Here is a 17,738-nt window from a genome sequence, read left to right as displayed (position 1 = left end):
AGGTGCAGACAAATGACAATTCGAAGCGATCTCGAAGATTGGATTATTTCAGCAATAGATTTTCATGGCGGCAAAGCAAGCGTCACTGCGATCAGCAAATATGTATGGGAGAACTATGAGCCACAGATAAGGGCTCATGGGAACGCTCTTTATACATGGCAATATGATCTTCGTTGGGCAGGCGAAAAACTTAAAGACAAAGGCAAGCTGATCAAACAACGAACCGGATGGGAGATTGTCACATGACCGACACCTCTCTTTCCCCGTCCCGCAGCACCAATCCGTTTTCCGGCCTCATGTCCGGCACAGTTGGCCCAGTCCTCGTGGTGGTGCTGGCCATTCTGGCGTTGTGGTACGTCTCGGCAGTTGCTCTCAACGCGCCTTTCCAACGAGACATCTATAAACGAGCCGGCCAGGAGAACGTCGCGTTTTCACAGCTCGTTGCCGATACGCTTTATCAGGAACGCCCGGTCCTTCCCGCTCCGCACCAGGTGCTGGTGGAAATCTGGGACACGACGGTGAACAAGAAAATCACCTCCAAGCGGTCCCTGCTCTATCATACCGGCATTACGCTGTCCTCGACGCTCCTAGGATTTCTCATCGGCACGACGCTCGGCATAGTTCTGGCGATTGGAATCGTCCATTCGCGTGTTCTCGACAAGTCGCTGATGCCCTGGGTCATTTCCTCGCAGACCATACCAATTCTGGCCATTGCGCCCATGATCATCGTGGTTCTGAACGCAGTCGGTATCTCCGGCCTGCTGCCGAAAGCCATGATTTCGACCTATCTGTCCTTCTTCCCGGTTACGGTTGGCATGGTGAAGGGGCTGAGATCGCCTGAAGTCATCCACATGGACCTGATGCACACCTATTCGGCGACGCGTATCCAGGCCTTCTGGAAATTGCGCCTGCCCTATGCGGTGCCCTACCTCTTCACCTCCATGAAAATCGGCATGGCGGCCTCGCTCGTCGGGGCCATCGTCGGTGAACTGCCAACCGGTGCCATTGCCGGCCTTGGAGCAAGGCTGCTTGCGGGATCTTACTACGGCCAGACCGTCCAGATCTGGTCCGCACTTTTGATGGCCGCCTTCCTGGCAGGGGCTCTGGTTGCACTGATTGGTGTGATCGAAAAACGCACGCTGAAACGCATGGGGATGGCCTGATGAGCACCATGACCGCGAAAAAAAGCCGCCTGGATATGCCCGCGCTGCTGGCTTGGTTCATCGTTGCCATGGTCGTAATCGGCCTCTTCAGTCCGATCTTCGGCCCCGACTACGGCGTCATGGATGTGCCTCGGCTGGCCATCTGCCTTGTGATCCTGGCAATTGCCGGTGTGCGTTACGAACTTGGTTTCATGCGCAATCCGGTTGGCGATGTTGTACTTGGTCTCGTGACCGCCGTTGCTGCCTGGTTGCTGATTGCGACGGCCTCAAACCATATCGGAGAGGCCACGCTCGGTTTCTGGGCTCTTGTTGCAGCTACCTGGGCGGCGTCATGGCTGTTCGTGGAGCGTCTTGCTACGTGGCGCCGCATGTCTCCGCTCGCAACCCGGCTCATCAACATCGCCATTCCGACACTCTTTGGCATCACGCTTCTGGTGCTGTGGCAGATCATCGTGACGGGCGCAGGCATTCCAAAGGTTCTGCTACCGGCCCCGTCCGAAATATGGGTTCGCCTGACGAATTCCGGTCCGACACTCTGGGCTGACTTCCGCCAGACCTTTCTGAAGGCTGTTCTGGCCGGTTACGCCATCGGCTGCGGGTCCGCGTTCATCACCGCAATCCTGGTGGACCGGGTGCCTTTCCTCCGCCGAGGGCTGCTGCCAATCGGCAATCTGGTGTCTGCCCTACCGATCATCGGTGTCGCCCCCATCATGGTGATGTGGTTCGGCTTCGACTGGCCATCAAAGGCTGCGGTCGTCATCATCATGACCTTCTTCCCCATGCTGGTGAACACGGTTTCGGGCCTGTCCGCCTCCGAGGCCATGCAACGCGACCTGATGCGCACCTATGCCTCCAACTATTGGCAGACGCTCTTCAAGCTGCGCCTGCCGATGGCCATGCCCTTCATCTTCAATGCGCTCAAAATCAATTCGACGCTCGCCCTGATTGGTGCCATCGTCGCGGAATTCTTCGGCACACCGATCGTCGGCATGGGTTTCCGCATCTCCACGGAAGTCGGCCGGATGAATGTCGACATGGTCTGGGCCGAGATTGCCGTCGCTGCCCTCGCCGGTTCCCTGTTCTACGGCCTCGTGGCACTTCTGGAACGCGCCGTCACCTTCTGGCATCCGTCTCTCAGGGGGTAAATTCTCACTCCACTTGTCATCCTGGATATGTCAAAAGGCATCATCCCGGATGACAAGAAGACAGGATGTTTTCCCTCAATGACACCCAGCCGCGATATCACCCGCCTGATTGAAATCATGGCAGCGCTCAGAACGCCCATGACCGGTTGTCCCTGGGATCTGGAACAGACATTCGAGACCATCGCGCCTTATACGCTGGAAGAGGCCTATGAGGTCGCGGACGCCATCGCCAAGAACGATGTGGTGGAACTGCGCGAAGAACTCGGCGATTTGTTGCTTCAGGTCGTCTATCACGCCCGCATGGCGGAAGAAGAAGAACACTTTGATTTCGGCGATGTGGTGGAAGCCATCACAAAAAAAATGATCCGCCGGCATCCGCATGTTTTTGGTGACGAGAACGGCGAAAAACCGGAACATGTCAAAGGTATCTGGGAACGGATCAAGGCGGAAGAGCGGGCAGAAAAACGCGCAGCCAAGGAATCGCTCGGCATCGAAGAAGCAGCAAAGGGCTTCCTCGACGACGTCCCGACTGCCTTCCCGGCCCTCCAGGAAGCTGACAAGCTTCAGCGACGGGCTTCAAGGGTTGGATTTGACTGGAATGACGCAAGGCTGGTTCTGGACAAGATCCGAGAAGAAACCCACGAGCTGGACGAGGAACTTGCTGGGCCGTCACCGGACAAAGACCGGATATCAGATGAACTCGGCGACACGCTGTTCGCGCTTGCAAATCTCGCACGGCACCTGGACATCGATCCGGAAGAGGCACTTAGGCGCACCAACCGAAAATTCCGCAAACGTTTTGCAGCCATTGAAGAGCAGGCTGTGAAAACGGACACGACGCTTGAAGCAATGACGCTGGATGAGATGGAAGCAGCTTGGCAAGCCGCCAAGAACAAATAGTCCGTGCGGCTCGTCCCGATTTTGCATACTTTCGACGTGACTAGCTAAAGATAAGCTGCATAAAACTCGCGGAACGGACCGCGCTGCTTGTCGGAAACGCGCACTTCGGCCGTCACGAAATCTTCGGCGTCCGTACGTTCCATCACCTCGGCCATCTGATAGAGTTTCGCCAACAACGCTCCTTCGGCCACAGGTATCTTGACGGTCAGAATGTCATCATGCTGCGCCATAAAGGCATCGACGCGCGCGTAAAGCTGCTCGATCCCTTCGCCCGTCAAAGCGGAAAGGGCAATCGGACCTTCTTCGCCGGCATCTTCCAGCAGCTTTTCGCGATAGGCAGGATCGAGGCAATCGATCTTGTTCCACACTTCGATGATCGGCGCACCGGTCAAAGCATCGACACCAAGATCCGTCAGCGTCTTCTTGACGTCCTCTGCCTGCGCTTCTGTGTCTGTATGCGAAATATCCCGCACATGCAGGATGAGATCCGCTTCAAGCACCTCTTCCAGCGTCGCCCTAAAAGCGGCCACCAGATGCGTTGGAAGATCGGAGATGAAACCCACCGTGTCCGACAGGATAACTTCCTTGCCATGCGGCAAGGCGACCTTACGTAAGGTTGGATCAAGCGTCGCGAACAGAAGATCCTTGGCGAATACATCGGATTCGGTCATCCGATTGAACAATGTCGATTTTCCGGCGTTGGTATAGCCGACAAGAGCAATCACCGGCTGCGGGATCTTTTTGCGCTTCTTGCGGTGCAGATCACGCGTACGGCGAACCTGCTCAAGCTGCTTCTGAAGCGCAATGATACGATCCTGAATCTGACGGCGGTCAGCTTCGATCTGGGTTTCGCCCGGACCGCCCATGAAGCCCGCCCCACCGCGCTGACGCTCAAGGTGGGTCCAAGACCGCACAAGACGGCTTTTCTGCCAGGTTAGATGCGCCAGATCGACCTGAAGGCGACCTTCCTTGGTCCGTGCCCGGTCACCGAATATCTCAAGGATCAAACCGGTACGGTCGATCACTTTGGTCTCGAGACGGCGTTCAAGGTTACGCTGCTGAACCGGCGTAAGTGGATGATCGATAACGACGAGGTCAAGATCCTCGCTCGCGACGATGCCGGCAAGTTCGGCAACCTTGCCATCCCCAAACAGTGTTGCGGGCCTGGGATTATTGATCCGGACAACGCCGGAATGCGCAATTTTGAGATTGATGGCGGCGCTTAGGCCGAGGGCTTCTTCCAGACGCGCTTCCGGACTGCGGTTGCCACGAAGGTCTGCCTGGCTGGACTCGCCACGCAATTGCAGAACCGGCTCCAAAATCATCGCACGAAAAGGCTGGGGCAGACGGTCAACCCCAGTATCCTTCAACCTTAGCGATTTCTGGCCTGGTTCTTCGGAACCATTGGATTTAGAAAAATCGTCTGCGCGAGACTTCGGTTTCAATCAGCTTGCCTTTTCAGCGTTTTCCTCTGCCTGATCGAACAGTTGAACAGGTCCGTTTGGCATAATTGTGGAAATCGCATGCTTGTAGACAAGCTGGGAATGCCCATCACGACGCAGCAGAACGCAGAAGTTGTCGAACCATGTCACAACACCCTGCAATTTCACACCGTTGATCAGAAAAATCGTCAGAGGAGTTTTTTGCTTGCGAACGTGATTTAGAAAAGTGTCTTGAAGATTTTGTGCGCGCTCAGCCATCAGTCTTTTTATCCTATTTGCCCCGGATGCGGCCGAGCATCCGGCGTTTCAGCAGCATTCCGTCAAAAGCCGTTGAATATCAAAGGCTAAGGTTTGACGCACCGCCCGCTTTTCGTATAGCCCACCAGTCAAGACCGTCTGCCTCGGTCTGAAACAGTTTCGTATTCTCGGCCCAAAGAAGCCAATCGAATCATACCGCCTGCAAATCAGTAGCAGTATGGAACAATTCGCGCAATCGGGTTGCAACGTATCCAGGATGACCGTTTCCGATGGTTCTTCCATCCAGACGTGTCACCGGCATCACGACAGTGGTGGCCGCCGTGACAAAGGCCTCCTTGGCGTCGAAAGCCTCTTCTAGGCTAAACGCCCTTTCGTCGAACGTCAGCCCTTCCTTTTGTATGAGATCCAGAATCACTGCTCGGGTTATTCCCCGAAGGATGCCGTTTTCAGCCGGACGGGTGACCAGAACGCCATCTTTTGTCACGATCCAGGCATTGGTCGATCCGCCCTCGGTGACATTACCGTCGGCATCGACATACCAGGCTTCCTTGCCACCGTGTTCCTTTGCGTTCTGCTTCGCCAGCACGTTAGGCAAAAGAGCGACGGTCTTGATATCGACGCGCGGCCACCGGTTTTCAGGATAACTGACAACCGAAATACCCTGTTCCGCCTGCGCCTGCGCAGCAGCCGGGCTGGCCGAACGGGCCGTCACGACAATCGACGGCACAACATGTGCCGGCGGGAAGAAGTGATCGCGCTTGGAAACACCACGTGTCACCTGAATATAGACCAGTCCGTTGCGGACAAGGTTTCGGCGAACCACCTGATGAAGCACAAATTCGACGGCTTTGCGCGCCATCGGCCATTCGATGCGCAGCTCACTCAACGATCTTCCGAGGCGATCCAGATGCCTTGGAACATCGACAATCTTGCCTTGCCAGACTTCACACACTTCATAAACGCCATCGGCAAATTGATACCCGCGGTCTTCTACATGCACCGCAGCGTCGGCATGACGAACATACTGGCCGTTGACATAGGCAATCCGGCTCATGGATCCTCCAGAACAGGGTGGTTCGAAACGAACCGATTGGTATTTTTGAAAGTTTTGGCCTGTAGATCACACAAAAGCAAGGCCAGAAAGAAGCCAGTCAGCCTTAAAAGAAGTCAAGACTCACGCGGAACATTTGTTCTACCTGACGCACACGGTTCGCAACCGCGAAGATCACGATACGATCCTGCGCCTGGATTTGCAGTTCGCCGTTCGGAGTGAGCACTTCGCCACCGCGGAAAACCGCACCAATACGGATGCCGGACGGAAGATCGATGACCCGCAACGGCTTGCCAACCAGCGGGGACGTGTCGAGCGCCTCCGCTTCAACAATTTCAGCAGCACCATTCTGAAGCGAATGCACGCCTCGGATACGCCCGCGCCGAACATGTTGCAGAATGCGGGAAATCGTGACGGCGCGTGGGTTGATGAACGCATCGATCCCAAGCGCATTTGCAAAAGCTGGATAACTCGGATTGTTCAGAAGCGACAGCGACCGCTTACAGCCAAGTTTCTTGGCCATGACGGAGGACAGGATATTGACTTCATCCTCGTTGGTGAGAGCCACCATGGTGTCAGCGTCGCCTGCGTCCGCCTCATTCAGGATCGTCTGATCCAGTGCGCTACCATGCAGGATAACCGAGCGCTTCAATTCATCTGCCACGGCCATCGCCCGTTCGCGCGAGGCTTCGATCAGCTTGATCTTCGTGCCGGATTGACGTTGTTCGAGAGCTTTGGCGACATAAAGCCCGATGTTGCCGCCGCCGCAAATCACGACACGCGCGGCTTCCGGCTCCTCGTGTCCGAAGATGCTCAACGTCCTGCGAACCTGGTCGCGGCGGGCAACCACGTAGGCAAGGTCTCCGGTCAGGATGGAATCGCTGCTCTTGGGAACAAACAGCCTGTTGTTACGGTAGAGGCCGACCACAACGGCGCCGAGATCCGGAAAGAGCTCGGTAAGCTGTCGCAAGGGCGTATCCACAACCGGGCAGTCTTCCTCGCACATGATGCCGACGACAACGACCTGATCGTCCGCAAACCGCACTGTTTCGACAGCTCCTGGAAGAGCCAGACGGCGCAGAACCATCTCGCCTACTTCGATTTCCGGTGAAATGATCACGTCAATCGGCATGTGGTCGCGTGAGAAAAGATTGCGCCAACGCCCCTGCAGATACGACTGGGCCCGGATGCGGGCAACCTTGGTCGGCACGTTGAACAGCGAATGCGCCACCTGACAGGCCACCATGTTGACCTCGTCATAGAGCGTCACGGCAACGATCATGTCGGCTTCTTCGGCGCCGGCCTGCGCCAGAACGTCCGGATGCGCCCCGTGCCCGACGAAGCCACGCACATCGAGTTGATCGCCGATGGCATTGATCAGTTGCGGAGAAGAATCGATCACAGACACGTCGTTCTGTTCCGCAGCCAGACGCTCGGCAATGCCGTAGCCCACCTGCCCCGCGCCACAAATCACGATTTTCATGGAAAGATCCCTTTCCCGCCTTGCCGTTACTTATCGCTTCCCGAAGGGCCTCAGGTCATGCCCAAGGTTTTCAGCTTCCGGTGAAGCGCAGACCGTTCCATACCGACAAATTCGGCTGTCCGCGAGATGTTACCGTCAAATCTCTTGATCTGTGCCTGAAGATATTCACGTTCGAAGATCTCCCGTGCTTCGCGCAGCGGTACAGACATCAGGTGTTCGCCCGTGCCGGACGTCGGCAAGCTCGGCAGGGTTTCGCCGATCTCGGCCGGCAAAAGATCCGCAGTAATGGTGCTGTCCGGATCGCCGCGGCTCAGAATCATCAGGCGCTCGACGTTGTTTCGCAACTGGCGCACGTTGCCCGGCCAGTCGTGCGTTTGCAGCACGGCCATCGCGTCGTCGCCAATTGGCCGTTGCGGAATGCCTGACGCCCCCGAAATCTGTGTCATGAAATGCTGCACCAGAACCGGAATGTCTTCCCTCCGCTCGGCAAGCCCCGGCACACGAAGCGGAACCACGCTCAGCCGGTGATAAAGATCCTGGCGGAACAGGCCAGAGGCGATGTGTTCTTCAAGGTTCTTCGATGTGGAGGACAGGATTCGAATATCAACCTGAACCTTCTGGGTGCCCCCGACGCGGGCAAAGCTCTGCTCAACAAGGACGCGCAGGATCTTTCCCTGGGTCTCGGCAGGCATGTCGGCAACTTCATCGAGATAGAGCGTGCCGCCATGCGCTTCTTCGAGCGCACCAATCTTGCGAAGATTGCCGCTTTCATCCTCGATCCCGAAGAGTTCTTCTTCCATACGTGAAGGTGTGATCGTCGCGGCATTCATCACCACGAACGGACTTTTGGCGCGCGGCGACATGTCGTGGATCATCCGGGCCGCCCGTTCCTTGCCGGCCCCGGAAGGTCCAACGATCAGAATACGGCTGTTCGTCCCGGCAATCTTCTGAATGGTCTGACGCAGATTGTGCGCAGCCGAAGAGTTGCCGATAATCTCGCTGGTCTCGCCACTGCGCTGCTTCAGGTCGCGTATTTCACGCTTCATGCTGGAGGCTTCGAGAGCCCTCTCGACGATATGGACCAGCCGATCAGCCTTGAACGGCTTTTCGATGTAATCGTAAGCGCCGCGTTTAATCGCCGAAACAGCCGTTTCGATATTGCCGTGACCGGAGATGATAACAACCGGCATTTCCGGGTCGGTTTCACGGAAAATATCAAGCAGCGCCAAACCGTCGAGGCGGCTTCCCATCAACCAGATATCCAGGATCACCAGAGAAGGTTTGCGCTCCTTCACTGCGGCCAGTGCGCTGTCGGAATCATGTGCGGTCCGCGTTCCATAGCCGTCATCATCAAGGATGCCGGCAATCATCTCGCGAATATCGGTTTCGTCGTCTACGACAAGAATATCATGCGCCATGGGAAGTCACAGTCTGGTTTTGCAGGTCGGTTTCCGCCTCGATCTCGGCTTGTGCTGCCAATGTCAGTCGAACGAGCGTGCCCGTGTCCTCTGGGTTGCTTTTGGGGGCGTCGAGCAATTCGATGCCACCGCCGTGGTCTTCCAGGATCTTGCGGACGATGGCGAGGCCAAGGCCCGTCCCCTTCTCCCGGGTTGTCATATAGGGTTCCAAAAGCCGGCTGCGATTTTCTTCCGGCAGGCCGATGCCATTGTCGATGACGTCAATCACGATCCGGCCGCTGACTCCATCGGAATCATCGCGCAAATGAACCATCACCTTGCCCTTGGGCAAGTCGTCACCGGTGCGTGCGCTTACAGCTTCCGCTGCGTTCTTGACCACATTGGTCAAAGCCTGTCCAACCAGACGCGCATCGAAAACGGCTGACACCGGGCTGGAGGGCACATCTGCGGTGATACTGATATCCGGATTTGCGACCGACTGCATGAAGGCCGCATCCCGCACAGCTTCACGCAAGTCCCCCTGCGTTTTCGTCGGCTTGCGCATCCGGGCAAAGGAAGAAAACTCGTCCACCATCTGACCGATGTCGCCAACCTGCCGCACAATCGTGTCGATGCATTGATCAAAAACCTGGCGGTCTTCCTCAATGCGTTTGCCATACCGGCGACGGATTCGCTCGGCGGACAACTGGATCGGCGTCAACGGGTTCTTGATTTCATGCGCGATACGCCGGGCAACGTCGGCCCAGGCCGAATTACGCTGTGCTGAAACCAGATCGGTAATGTCGTCCAGCGTCACCACGAACCCGTGCTCGCGCCGGGTCGATTGTTCCCGGGTGATGCGTACGTTGATGGTGCGCAGACGCCCTCCCCGCGCGATCTCGATCTGCGTTTCCGGAACCCTGTCGGTCTCAAGTTTCAGGACATCCGAAATGCATTCATCAAGTTCCGGCACCACTTCAACGAGCGATTTGTTCAGAATCTGAACCTCGTCAAGCTGCAGCAACTCCAGCGCGGAGCGGTTGATCAACATGATCGAGGCTTCGTCGTCAACGCCGATGACACCAGTGGAAACACCCGAAAGCACAGCTTCATTGAAGCGGCGACGGCGGTCGATCTGTTCGTTGGCAGCCAGCAGTGCGTCGCGTTGCCCAAGCAACTGCCCGGTCATCTTGTTGAAGGTCTCGCCCAGATTGGCAAGGTCACCGCCGGACTTCTCTGTCGGCACCTTGACGACAAGATTGCCTTTGGACACCTCATCGGCCGCCGATATCAGCGTTCGGATTGGTGAGACCAGTCGGTTGGCAAATCCGAATCCGATCCAGATTGCCGACAACAGCAACACCAGCGCCACCCCCAGATAAACGAGAGCGAAGGCAACCTGAACGCCGAATCGACTGTTCTCCATCTGCTGGTACTGGGAAGCTCCCGTCTCGGTCAGACGCAGATATTCAACCACACGCGGGTCAATGGCGCGCACGGCATAGAGGTAGAAATTGTCATAGGCCGACAATTTCATGACCCCGCCGACAAGGTTGGAACTTCCCGGCGCAATCAGGATCGGATCTCCGGATTTTGCCTTGAAGAAACTGTCGGCAGGCGGCAACGGCACTTCCGCTTTCGGATCAAGGACGACGCGGGTGACGACCTCACCATTCTCGTTCAGAATGAAAGCCGCAAGAATACCGCGAAGCGAAACCTGCGTTGAGAAGAACTGATCGAAACGGGTCGGCTCGAAGTCGTAGACCGCCTTGGCCCTGTCAATGTCGTTGGTCATGGCGATCAGGTCACCACGCAGAACTCTGGCATGTTCCTGAAGATAGGCCTGCGCAACCGTCAGGGCATTGTCGACGATTTGGCGCGTCCGGTCTTCAAACCAGCGATCAAGTCCCCGGTCGAGCGTAATGGCTGCCAGAATGGCCATAAGCACGGCGGGAACCGCGGCAACGACGCTGAACAGGGTCACGACACGCACATGAAGACGTGCGGCAGCACGGCCGCGCCGGCGCGCTTGCCAAAGCTTCAGGATCTCGAAGGCAATAACACCCAGAAGAATCGCTGCCAGCGCACCGTTGATCGTCATCGCGACCGTGATGACGTCCCGCGTGGGATCGATGGAAGTCAGGCCCATCAGGATAACGAAGGTGACCCCGATGGAGACAAGAGCAAGCAGAATGATCGCAAGCCCAATCCGCCGCGAGAACTTTCCAGCGGCGCTTGATTGCGCGACGGGTTCTTTTACTGCTTCCAGTATCATTCGGTCTCTGTTGCCTAACGCCCGCCAAAAGCGGACCGTCTTTCTTGATTTGCGGCAAACTTATCACACAATGTTGCGAAATTGCGACAGACGCAAAGACACGTCAATAAATTGCGGTGGACAGGCCATCACTTTATCATAGAGGATTGATTTCATATCTCTTTTGAGGGGACGTCTAGCGTCCTGCCGTTGCCGCCTGAAGGGGCATGTCAGCAGTCTGGTTCCATGAAACCGGCCCGATTTGAGGTTCAATCGAACGCGTTGTCGATCTGATTCACTCAGATGTCCGAGGCATTGTCGTCGCCAGTAACAAGATGCGGCCAGACCTGACGGTCTGACCGCAGCATCATTTGATCCTGTTTCGTCAGTCTACCGGGTGGACCGCATAACCTGAATATCAAGATCCCGGATCTTCTTGCGCAGCGTGTTCCGGTTGACCCCGAGTAGTTCCGCAGCCTTGATCTGATTGCCTCTGGTGGCAGCCAGGGCCGCGCTGATCAACGGATACTCGACTTCTCTCAGAATACGATGGTAGAGGCCCGGAGGTGGCAAGGCGTCGCCGAAGGTGTCGAAGTAACCGGAGAGATAACGTTCGACAGACCCTCCGAGATTGATTGTCTCCTGGGTGTCTTCTTCCAGCGGCGAAACCGATGGCTGGCTCAGTTCCTGCTCTAGAAGGTTTTCGCTGATCACGTCCTGAGGATAGAGCGCGGCCAGACGGCGAACGAGGTTTTCGAGTTCACGTACGTTCCCGGGCCAGCGATAACGGCGCAGCAGATTGAGCGCCCCCTGGTCGATCTGCTTGGCCGGCAGACCTTCCTTTTCCACGAGCGCAAAGAAGTGCCGCACCAGATCCGGGATGTCTTCAACGCGTTCGCGCAGCGGTGGCAGGCGGATCGGGACGACATTCAACCGGAAATAAAGGTCTTCACGGAAGAGGCCCTGATTGATCAGATGTCTCAAGTCCTTGTTGGTGGCGGCGATGATCCGGACGTCCGTCTTGATCGGGGTGCGGCCGCCAACGGTGGTATATTCCCCTTGCTGCAAGACGCGCAGCAACCGGGTCTGGGCCTCCATCGGCATGTCACCGATTTCGTCCAGAAACAGTGTTCCGCCGTCGGCCTGCTCAAACCGGCCGGAGCTGCGGTTCTGAGCACCGGTAAAGGCCCCTTTTTCGTGGCCGAACAATTCGGCCTCGATGAGATCTCTCGGAATGGCTGCCATGTTGATTGCGACAAACGGGCCGTTCCGCCGTTTGCCGTAGTCATGTAGTGCGCGCGCCACAAGCTCCTTGCCGGTACCGGATTCGCCGTTGATCATGACCGTGAGGTCGGTCTGCATAAGCCGTGCGAGTACCCGGTAGATCTCCTGCATCGCGGGAGAGCGTCCGACCAGCGGCATGCCCTCGCCGGCATCATCCAGATCAACCGCCGGCCGTTTCTTCGGCTCCTCCAGCGCACGCTGGACAATGCTGGTCAATTCCTTCAGGTCGAACGGCTTGGGCAGATATTCATAGGCCCCCTTCTCCGAGGCCTTGATGGCCGTCATGAAGGTGTTCTGCGCGCTCATGACCAGAACCGGAAGCTCCGGCCGCATTTTCTTCATGCGCGGCAGAACATCAAAAATATTCTCGTCCGGCATGACCACATCAGTAATCACAAGGTCTCCATCACCCGAGGAAACCCATCTCCAGAGCGTTGAGGCGTTGGAGGTCAGCCGCACCGTATATCCAGCCCGGGAGAGGGCCTGGTTAAGAACGGTGCGGATGGCTGCGTCGTCGTCTGCAACTAAAATCGTGCCCGTCGGCATGGTTACTCGGTCCCTCTGCTGGTCCGGTCGGACGAAGCCGTGATGTCACCCGTGAACGCGGGCATCAATATTCGGAAAACGGTTTTCTGGCGTTGGCTGTCACACTCGATGACGCCGCCGTGGTCGCCAATGATTTTGGCCACAAGCGCAAGCCCCAGGCCTGAGCCATTGGTCTTGGTCGTGATAAACGGTTCAAACAAATGAGGAAGCAGATCTTCCGGAACACCTGGCCCATTGTCCTGAACGCAGAATTCCAGTGGCAGGCTTACCTTTTCGTCAGTACCTGGAACAGATAATCGAACGCCTGGACGAAACGCTGTCGTGATGCGAATTTCGCCGTCGGGATCATCTCCTATCGCTTCGCTGGCATTCTTGATCAGGTTCAAAAACACCTGAATGAGCTGATCCTTGTTGGCATAAACCGGCGGCAAGGACGGATCGTAGATTTCGACGATACGTTTGCCGCGGGCAAAGCCTGAATCCGACAAGCGCTTCACATGATCCAGAACCACATGAATATTGACGGGTTCTCTCTCGATTGGCCGCTCGTCGGAAAAAACCTCCATCCGGTCGACCAGTTTCACGATCCGGTCGGTTTCATCCATGATCAGGCGCGTCAGCGCGCGGTCTTCGGCAGGAACCGACTGCTCTATCAATTGCGCCGCGCCGCGGATGCCGGACAAGGGATTCTTGATTTCATGCGCCAGCATGGCAGCAAGACCGGTAACTGTGCGAGCCGCGCCCCGGGACGTCAGTTGCCGGTCGATCTTTTCGGCCATGGTGCGCTCCTGGAACATCAGCACCACCGCCCCTGGCCGTTCAGCAACCGGTGCTGCGTTGATGTCCACCACCTTGGGCGCACCAATACGCGGAGAACCGATGTCGACCTTGTATTCATTCACCGGCGCACTTCGCTCGCGCACCTGTTCTATCAGGGTCAGTAAAGGACTGCCGAAGGGAACGAAATCACTGATCGGATGACGGCGGAGCACGGACACGCTGGAGCGCATGAAAATTTCCGCGGCCATGTTGGCCGTCTCGATAACACCATCGGGTGCAACCAGAAGCACCGGGTGTGGCAATGCATCCAATATAGTCGGGCCGTCGCTCGCAAGCGCGGCCGTACGGCCTGTCTGAGACATGGTGTCCTTCAAGCTGCTTTCCGTATGTTCGAGGAAGAAAGCCAATCACTCGCGAGCCGGAGAACTTCCGACGGCTGATTGGAAGTCATAAGGGTTTTGCGGACAGGTCCGGGAATATCCGCATTGCCTGCAGTCACAGCCTCGTCCAGATACCAGCCGAGGTGTTTGCGCGCGATACGAAGGCCCTGCCGCTCGCCATAGTGGCTCAGGATTGCTTCGTAGTGCTCTACCACCAGCTCCGCCAGCTCAGATCCCTTGGGCGCTTCCAGCTTCTCCCCGGTTGCGAGGAAGTGACCGATGTGACCGGGCAACCACGGTCGCCCGTAGGCACCACGACCGATCATCACGCCGTCCGCGCCGGAAAGTTCCAGCATGCGCACAGCATCGTCAAAACCTTTGCAATCACCATTCGCGATCAGCGGCACGGAAACAGCTTCCTTGACGGCCGCGATCGCCCGCCAGTCCGCATTGCCTTTATAGAACTGGCAACGGGTTCGCCCGTGAACGGTGATCAGCCTAATTCCTGCTGCTTCTGCCCGGCGGGCCAGTTCAGGCGCGTTCAGGCTCTTGTCGTCCCACCCCAATCGCATTTTAAGCGTGACTGGAATGTCAACTGCCGCGACAGTTGCCTCTATAAGCGTCAAGGCATGATCCAGATCCCGCATCAACGCAGACCCGGAGTATCCGGACGTCACCTTCTTGGCCGGGCACCCCATGTTGATATCGATAACATCTGCACCGAGACCGGCGATAACCTTTGCAGCTTCGCCCATCCATCTGGCTTCACGGCCCGCAAGTTGAACAACATGAAGCCCTTTGTCCTGAGCTTCCGCACGCATCTGCGTTTCGGCATCTCCTTTGACAAAGGATTCGCTCGCGACCATCTCACTGACAACCATGCCGGCGCCATATCGGGCAGCCAGTCGACGGAAAGGAAGATCGGTCACGCCGGACATCGGCGCGAGCACTGCCGGGTTTGCGAGTTGATACCGGCCAATGTTGAGTATTTTCATAGACGGCAACACTGCATCTCTTTTCTGCTTATTGACTGTGCAGATTTAATTTTGCCTATATTGTAGACATTTTTCGCAATGCAACAAGTCAAAATTTGCGGTTCGAACTGGTTCATATGTAAAGACGGTTCCAAGCTGACGGTTTGATGCAAAGCACGAGGAGCCCGTTAATGACAAAAACAGCCGCCGCCCTGATTGTTGCCGCAGGGCGTGGCACCCGTCTTGCGGGTTCCGGTGATGCCCTACCTAAGCAATACAGGCCGCTTGCTGGCCGTCCGGTGCTGACCCATACACTGAATTCACTTGGGAATCACCCCCGGATCTGCCGTATCGTAATCGCAATTCACACTGACGATGTCAGTCTGTTTTCACACGCTGCCGCAGCTGTTGATCCCGATTGCGCCCACAAGATCGGCCCGCCCATTTTTGGCGGTGCAACCAGACAACAATCGGTTCTGGCCGGCCTTAAGGCTCTCGCAGCCGAAGGATTTGATTTTGTATTGATCCACGACGCAGCGAGACCGTTTTTGCCGGCGGCCGTGATCGACCGGCTAATTGAACGGCTGGATGCCGGCGAAGAAGGAGTTCTCGCGGCCTTACCCGTCGTGGACACTTTGAAAAAGGCGGATCAAACAGGCCACTCGATTGAAACTGTCGACAGAACCGGTCTTTGGGCTGCACAAACGCCGCAGGCATTTTCCTTGCAGCGCATTTTAACGGCACACGAAAAGGCACTCGCCGCCGGTAAAGTTGAGTTCACCGACGACACCGGACTTGCGGAATGGGATGCGATGACCATTGTCCTGACAGAGGGCGACCCTGCCGCGTTCAAAATCACAACTGCCGCTGACCTGCTGCGCGCAGAACAACAAGCCGAGTTACAATTGATGTCCACCTCTTCCGTCGCGCCCCTGCCGCTTTCTGCCCTTGCCGATGTCAGAACAGGGATCGGATACGACGTTCACGCCTTTGAAGACGGTGATGCCGTCATATTGGGCGGGGTGACCATAGAGCACACTCAAAAGCTCAAGGGTCATTCAGATGCAGACGTGGTCCTGCACGCCATCACTGATGCGACACTGGGCGCCATCGGAGATGGTGACATCGGCCAGCACTTTCCGCCAAGCGATCCGCAATGGAAAGGCGCCTCCTCCGACAGGTTTCAGGAGGACGCCATGCGCCGACTGTTCGAGCGTGGCGGTCGACTGGCCCACATAGATGTCACCATCGTGTGCGAAGAACCCAAGATAGGTCCGCACCGCGAGGATATCCGCGCGTCGATTGCCAGGATCTGCTCCGTGCCTGTCTCAAGGGTATCCATCAAGGCCACGACGTCCGAGCGCCTCGGCTTCACAGGCCGAAAGGAAGGTATCGCAGCACTGGCCAGCGTGACGGTTCGCCTGCCCTTTCAAGACGAGGACTAGACATCGATGACTGAAACATCCCCCAACAGTCTGGAAGAGCTTGCCCCTTTGACAATCGCCGTGCTCGACGGGCTGATGGCCGCCGGTAAAATGGTGGCGACGGCAGAATCGTGCACTGGAGGGCTGATCAGCGGAGCGCTTACCGAAATTGCAGGGTCTTCAGCCGCCGTGGACAGGGGCTTCGTGACCTATTCCAACGAAGCAAAGACCGAAATGCTCGGCGTTCCAAAAGACCTCGTCGATGCATACGGCGCCGTCAGCAAGGAAGTTGCCATAGCAATGGCCGAAGGTGCTCTGGCCCGCTCCAATGCGGATGTTGCGGTCTCTGTAACCGGCATCGCAGGACCAGGGGGCGGAAGTGCCCAAAAACCTGTCGGGACGGTTCATGTCGCGGTTGCGGCGAAGGACCGGCCGACGGATCATGTCCATTGCCGGTTTACGGACAACGGTCGACAATCTATCAGGCTGGCGACAATCAGAACTGCCCTTACATCGATTTTAAATGCAATTTCCTGAGTAAACGCTCATTAACGCTCTCAGGAGTTCGCGCTGGGCATACAATTGGCCATATGTATATTTCCGGAAACCTGACCTCTACGTAACTCAAGATCCGATCCCAGATGTTGAAACCAGCGACCCTTCTGGCTGCATGTTTGTGCGCAAGTTCCACTGCGTTGGCAGGAGCCATTCCCCGGCCCGGTGATTTCTACCTGATTTCACGTGATCGTAGCGGCAACTTTGTCGGTAGCCACAAGCTGTTTACCGATTACGCTCGCGGGCTGAACAAGGTCTCTTATTGCGAGCGCAGCTATTTCGTGCGCAGTCATTCCGTCGCCTGGACGCAGGTAGAATCGGAACGCGGCAACACTGTTCAGGTGGAATTCAACTTCGGCCGGGGCTGGCGCCCTATCTGCGGCAATCCTGAGCAACAGGTGACGCTTCAGGATATCGGCATCACGGTAAGTGCGCGCGACCTGCTTGCCAAAACGGACGAGCCTTCCGCTCCACGAAGCCGACTTTCCGTGATTGGATCGATATTCCAAAGCGACACTTCCGAAGAAGGGCACAGCACTTACCACACGCGCTAAACCCAAGCCCCCAAAAGATCTTTTTTAGAAAAAATACATAAAGAAATCAGCGACTTTCAAATTTTAGTAAAACTCATTTCCCTTGCGAAATCTCTCTTACAACCACTTGCAGTATGATCACCTTAAGCAGGAACAAACGCGCGAAATA

Annotated in this window: 16 protein-coding genes; 7 read left to right on the top strand and 9 right to left on the bottom strand. The window is 56.6% G+C overall.

Features of this window, described 5'->3' with window-relative positions; genetic code table 11:
- Nucleotides 1–12 precede the first annotated feature (12 nt).
- The 4 genes from FMN63_RS25335 to mazG all read left to right on the top strand — a co-directional run bounded on the left by FMN63_RS25335 (nt 13) and on the right by mazG (nt 3,208).
- The gene (locus FMN63_RS25335) at nt 13–246 is read left to right on the top strand and encodes a hypothetical protein (RefSeq protein ID WP_148586862.1); all 234 of its coding nucleotides are present in this window, start codon (nt 13–15) and stop codon (nt 244–246) included.
- Complete coding sequence (locus FMN63_RS25330; RefSeq protein ID WP_148586861.1) at nt 243–1,163, top strand: ABC transporter permease; 921 nt, start codon at nt 243–245, stop codon at nt 1,161–1,163. Before FMN63_RS25335 ends, FMN63_RS25330 begins: the two co-directional genes overlap by 4 nt.
- Nucleotides 1,163–2,308: an ABC transporter permease gene (locus FMN63_RS25325; RefSeq protein ID WP_148586860.1), complete on the top strand. Its 1,146-nt coding sequence runs from the start codon at nt 1,163–1,165 to the stop codon at nt 2,306–2,308. Before FMN63_RS25330 ends, FMN63_RS25325 begins: the two co-directional genes overlap by 1 nt.
- Before the next feature lie 78 nt (nt 2,309–2,386).
- Nucleotides 2,387–3,208: a nucleoside triphosphate pyrophosphohydrolase gene (mazG, locus tag FMN63_RS25320; RefSeq protein WP_148586859.1), complete on the top strand. Its 822-nt coding sequence runs from the start codon at nt 2,387–2,389 to the stop codon at nt 3,206–3,208.
- A 44-nt stretch (nt 3,209–3,252) separates the two neighbouring features.
- Here mazG and hflX read toward each other — a convergent pair whose 3' ends face one another.
- The 9 genes from hflX to dusB all read right to left on the bottom strand — a co-directional run bounded on the left by hflX (nt 3,253) and on the right by dusB (nt 15,078).
- Nucleotides 3,253–4,578 carry a GTPase HflX gene (gene hflX, locus FMN63_RS25315; RefSeq protein WP_502706275.1) on the bottom strand — a complete coding sequence of 442 codons (1,326 nt, stop codon included), beginning with the start codon at nt 4,576–4,578 and terminating at the stop codon, nt 3,253–3,255.
- Between the two features lie 75 nt (nt 4,579–4,653).
- On the bottom strand, nt 4,654–4,911 hold the full coding sequence (gene hfq, locus FMN63_RS25310) for an RNA chaperone Hfq (protein WP_173006241.1): 258 nt from the start codon (nt 4,909–4,911) through the stop codon (nt 4,654–4,656).
- A 187-nt stretch (nt 4,912–5,098) separates the two neighbouring features.
- A complete protein-coding gene (locus tag FMN63_RS25305; protein WP_148586858.1) occupies nt 5,099–5,962 on the bottom strand; it encodes a D-amino-acid transaminase in 864 nt (287 codons plus the stop codon).
- Between the two features lie 103 nt (nt 5,963–6,065).
- Nucleotides 6,066–7,442 carry a Trk system potassium transporter TrkA gene (gene trkA / locus FMN63_RS25300; protein WP_148586857.1) on the bottom strand — a complete coding sequence of 459 codons (1,377 nt, stop codon included), beginning with the start codon at nt 7,440–7,442 and terminating at the stop codon, nt 6,066–6,068.
- A 50-nt stretch (nt 7,443–7,492) separates the two neighbouring features.
- Entirely contained in the window at nt 7,493–8,860 is a 1,368-nt protein-coding gene (gene ntrX / locus FMN63_RS25295; RefSeq protein WP_148586856.1) for a nitrogen assimilation response regulator NtrX, read from the bottom strand.
- Nucleotides 8,850–11,114, bottom strand: coding sequence for a sensor histidine kinase NtrY-like (locus FMN63_RS25290; RefSeq protein ID WP_148586855.1), 2,265 nt, complete (start codon nt 11,112–11,114; stop codon nt 8,850–8,852). Before FMN63_RS25290 ends, ntrX begins: the two co-directional genes overlap by 11 nt.
- 369 nt (nt 11,115–11,483) lie before the next feature.
- Entirely contained in the window at nt 11,484–12,923 is a 1,440-nt protein-coding gene (ntrC, locus tag FMN63_RS25285; protein ID WP_148586854.1) for a nitrogen regulation protein NR(I), read from the bottom strand.
- Nucleotides 12,924–12,925: 2 nt separating this feature from the next.
- The gene (locus FMN63_RS25280; protein WP_148586853.1) at nt 12,926–14,065 is read right to left on the bottom strand and encodes a two-component system sensor histidine kinase NtrB; all 1,140 of its coding nucleotides are present in this window, start codon (nt 14,063–14,065) and stop codon (nt 12,926–12,928) included.
- A gap of 8 nt (nt 14,066–14,073) precedes the next feature.
- Nucleotides 14,074–15,078, bottom strand: coding sequence for a tRNA dihydrouridine synthase DusB (dusB, locus tag FMN63_RS25275; protein WP_148586852.1), 1,005 nt, complete (start codon nt 15,076–15,078; stop codon nt 14,074–14,076).
- A gap of 170 nt (nt 15,079–15,248) precedes the next feature.
- On the opposite strand from dusB, the gene FMN63_RS25270 reads away from it, so the two are divergent.
- From FMN63_RS25270 to FMN63_RS25260, 3 genes are all read left to right on the top strand, one after another.
- On the top strand, nt 15,249–16,502 hold the full coding sequence (locus tag FMN63_RS25270) for a bifunctional 2-C-methyl-D-erythritol 4-phosphate cytidylyltransferase/2-C-methyl-D-erythritol 2,4-cyclodiphosphate synthase (RefSeq protein ID WP_148586851.1): 1,254 nt from the start codon (nt 15,249–15,251) through the stop codon (nt 16,500–16,502).
- 6 nt (nt 16,503–16,508) lie between these two features.
- On the top strand, nt 16,509–17,018 hold the full coding sequence (locus tag FMN63_RS25265; protein WP_148586850.1) for a CinA family protein: 510 nt from the start codon (nt 16,509–16,511) through the stop codon (nt 17,016–17,018).
- Between the two features lie 104 nt (nt 17,019–17,122).
- Complete coding sequence (locus FMN63_RS25260) at nt 17,123–17,590, top strand: hypothetical protein (protein WP_148586849.1); 468 nt, start codon at nt 17,123–17,125, stop codon at nt 17,588–17,590.
- Nucleotides 17,591–17,738 lie beyond the last annotated feature (148 nt).

It is taken from the genome of Stappia sp. BW2 (assembly GCF_008107695.1).
Taxonomy (GTDB): Bacteria; Pseudomonadota; Alphaproteobacteria; order Rhizobiales; family Stappiaceae; genus Roseibium.
The sequence above is the reverse complement of the archived record's forward strand: the minus strand, read 5'-3'. Positions and strand labels throughout refer to the sequence as shown.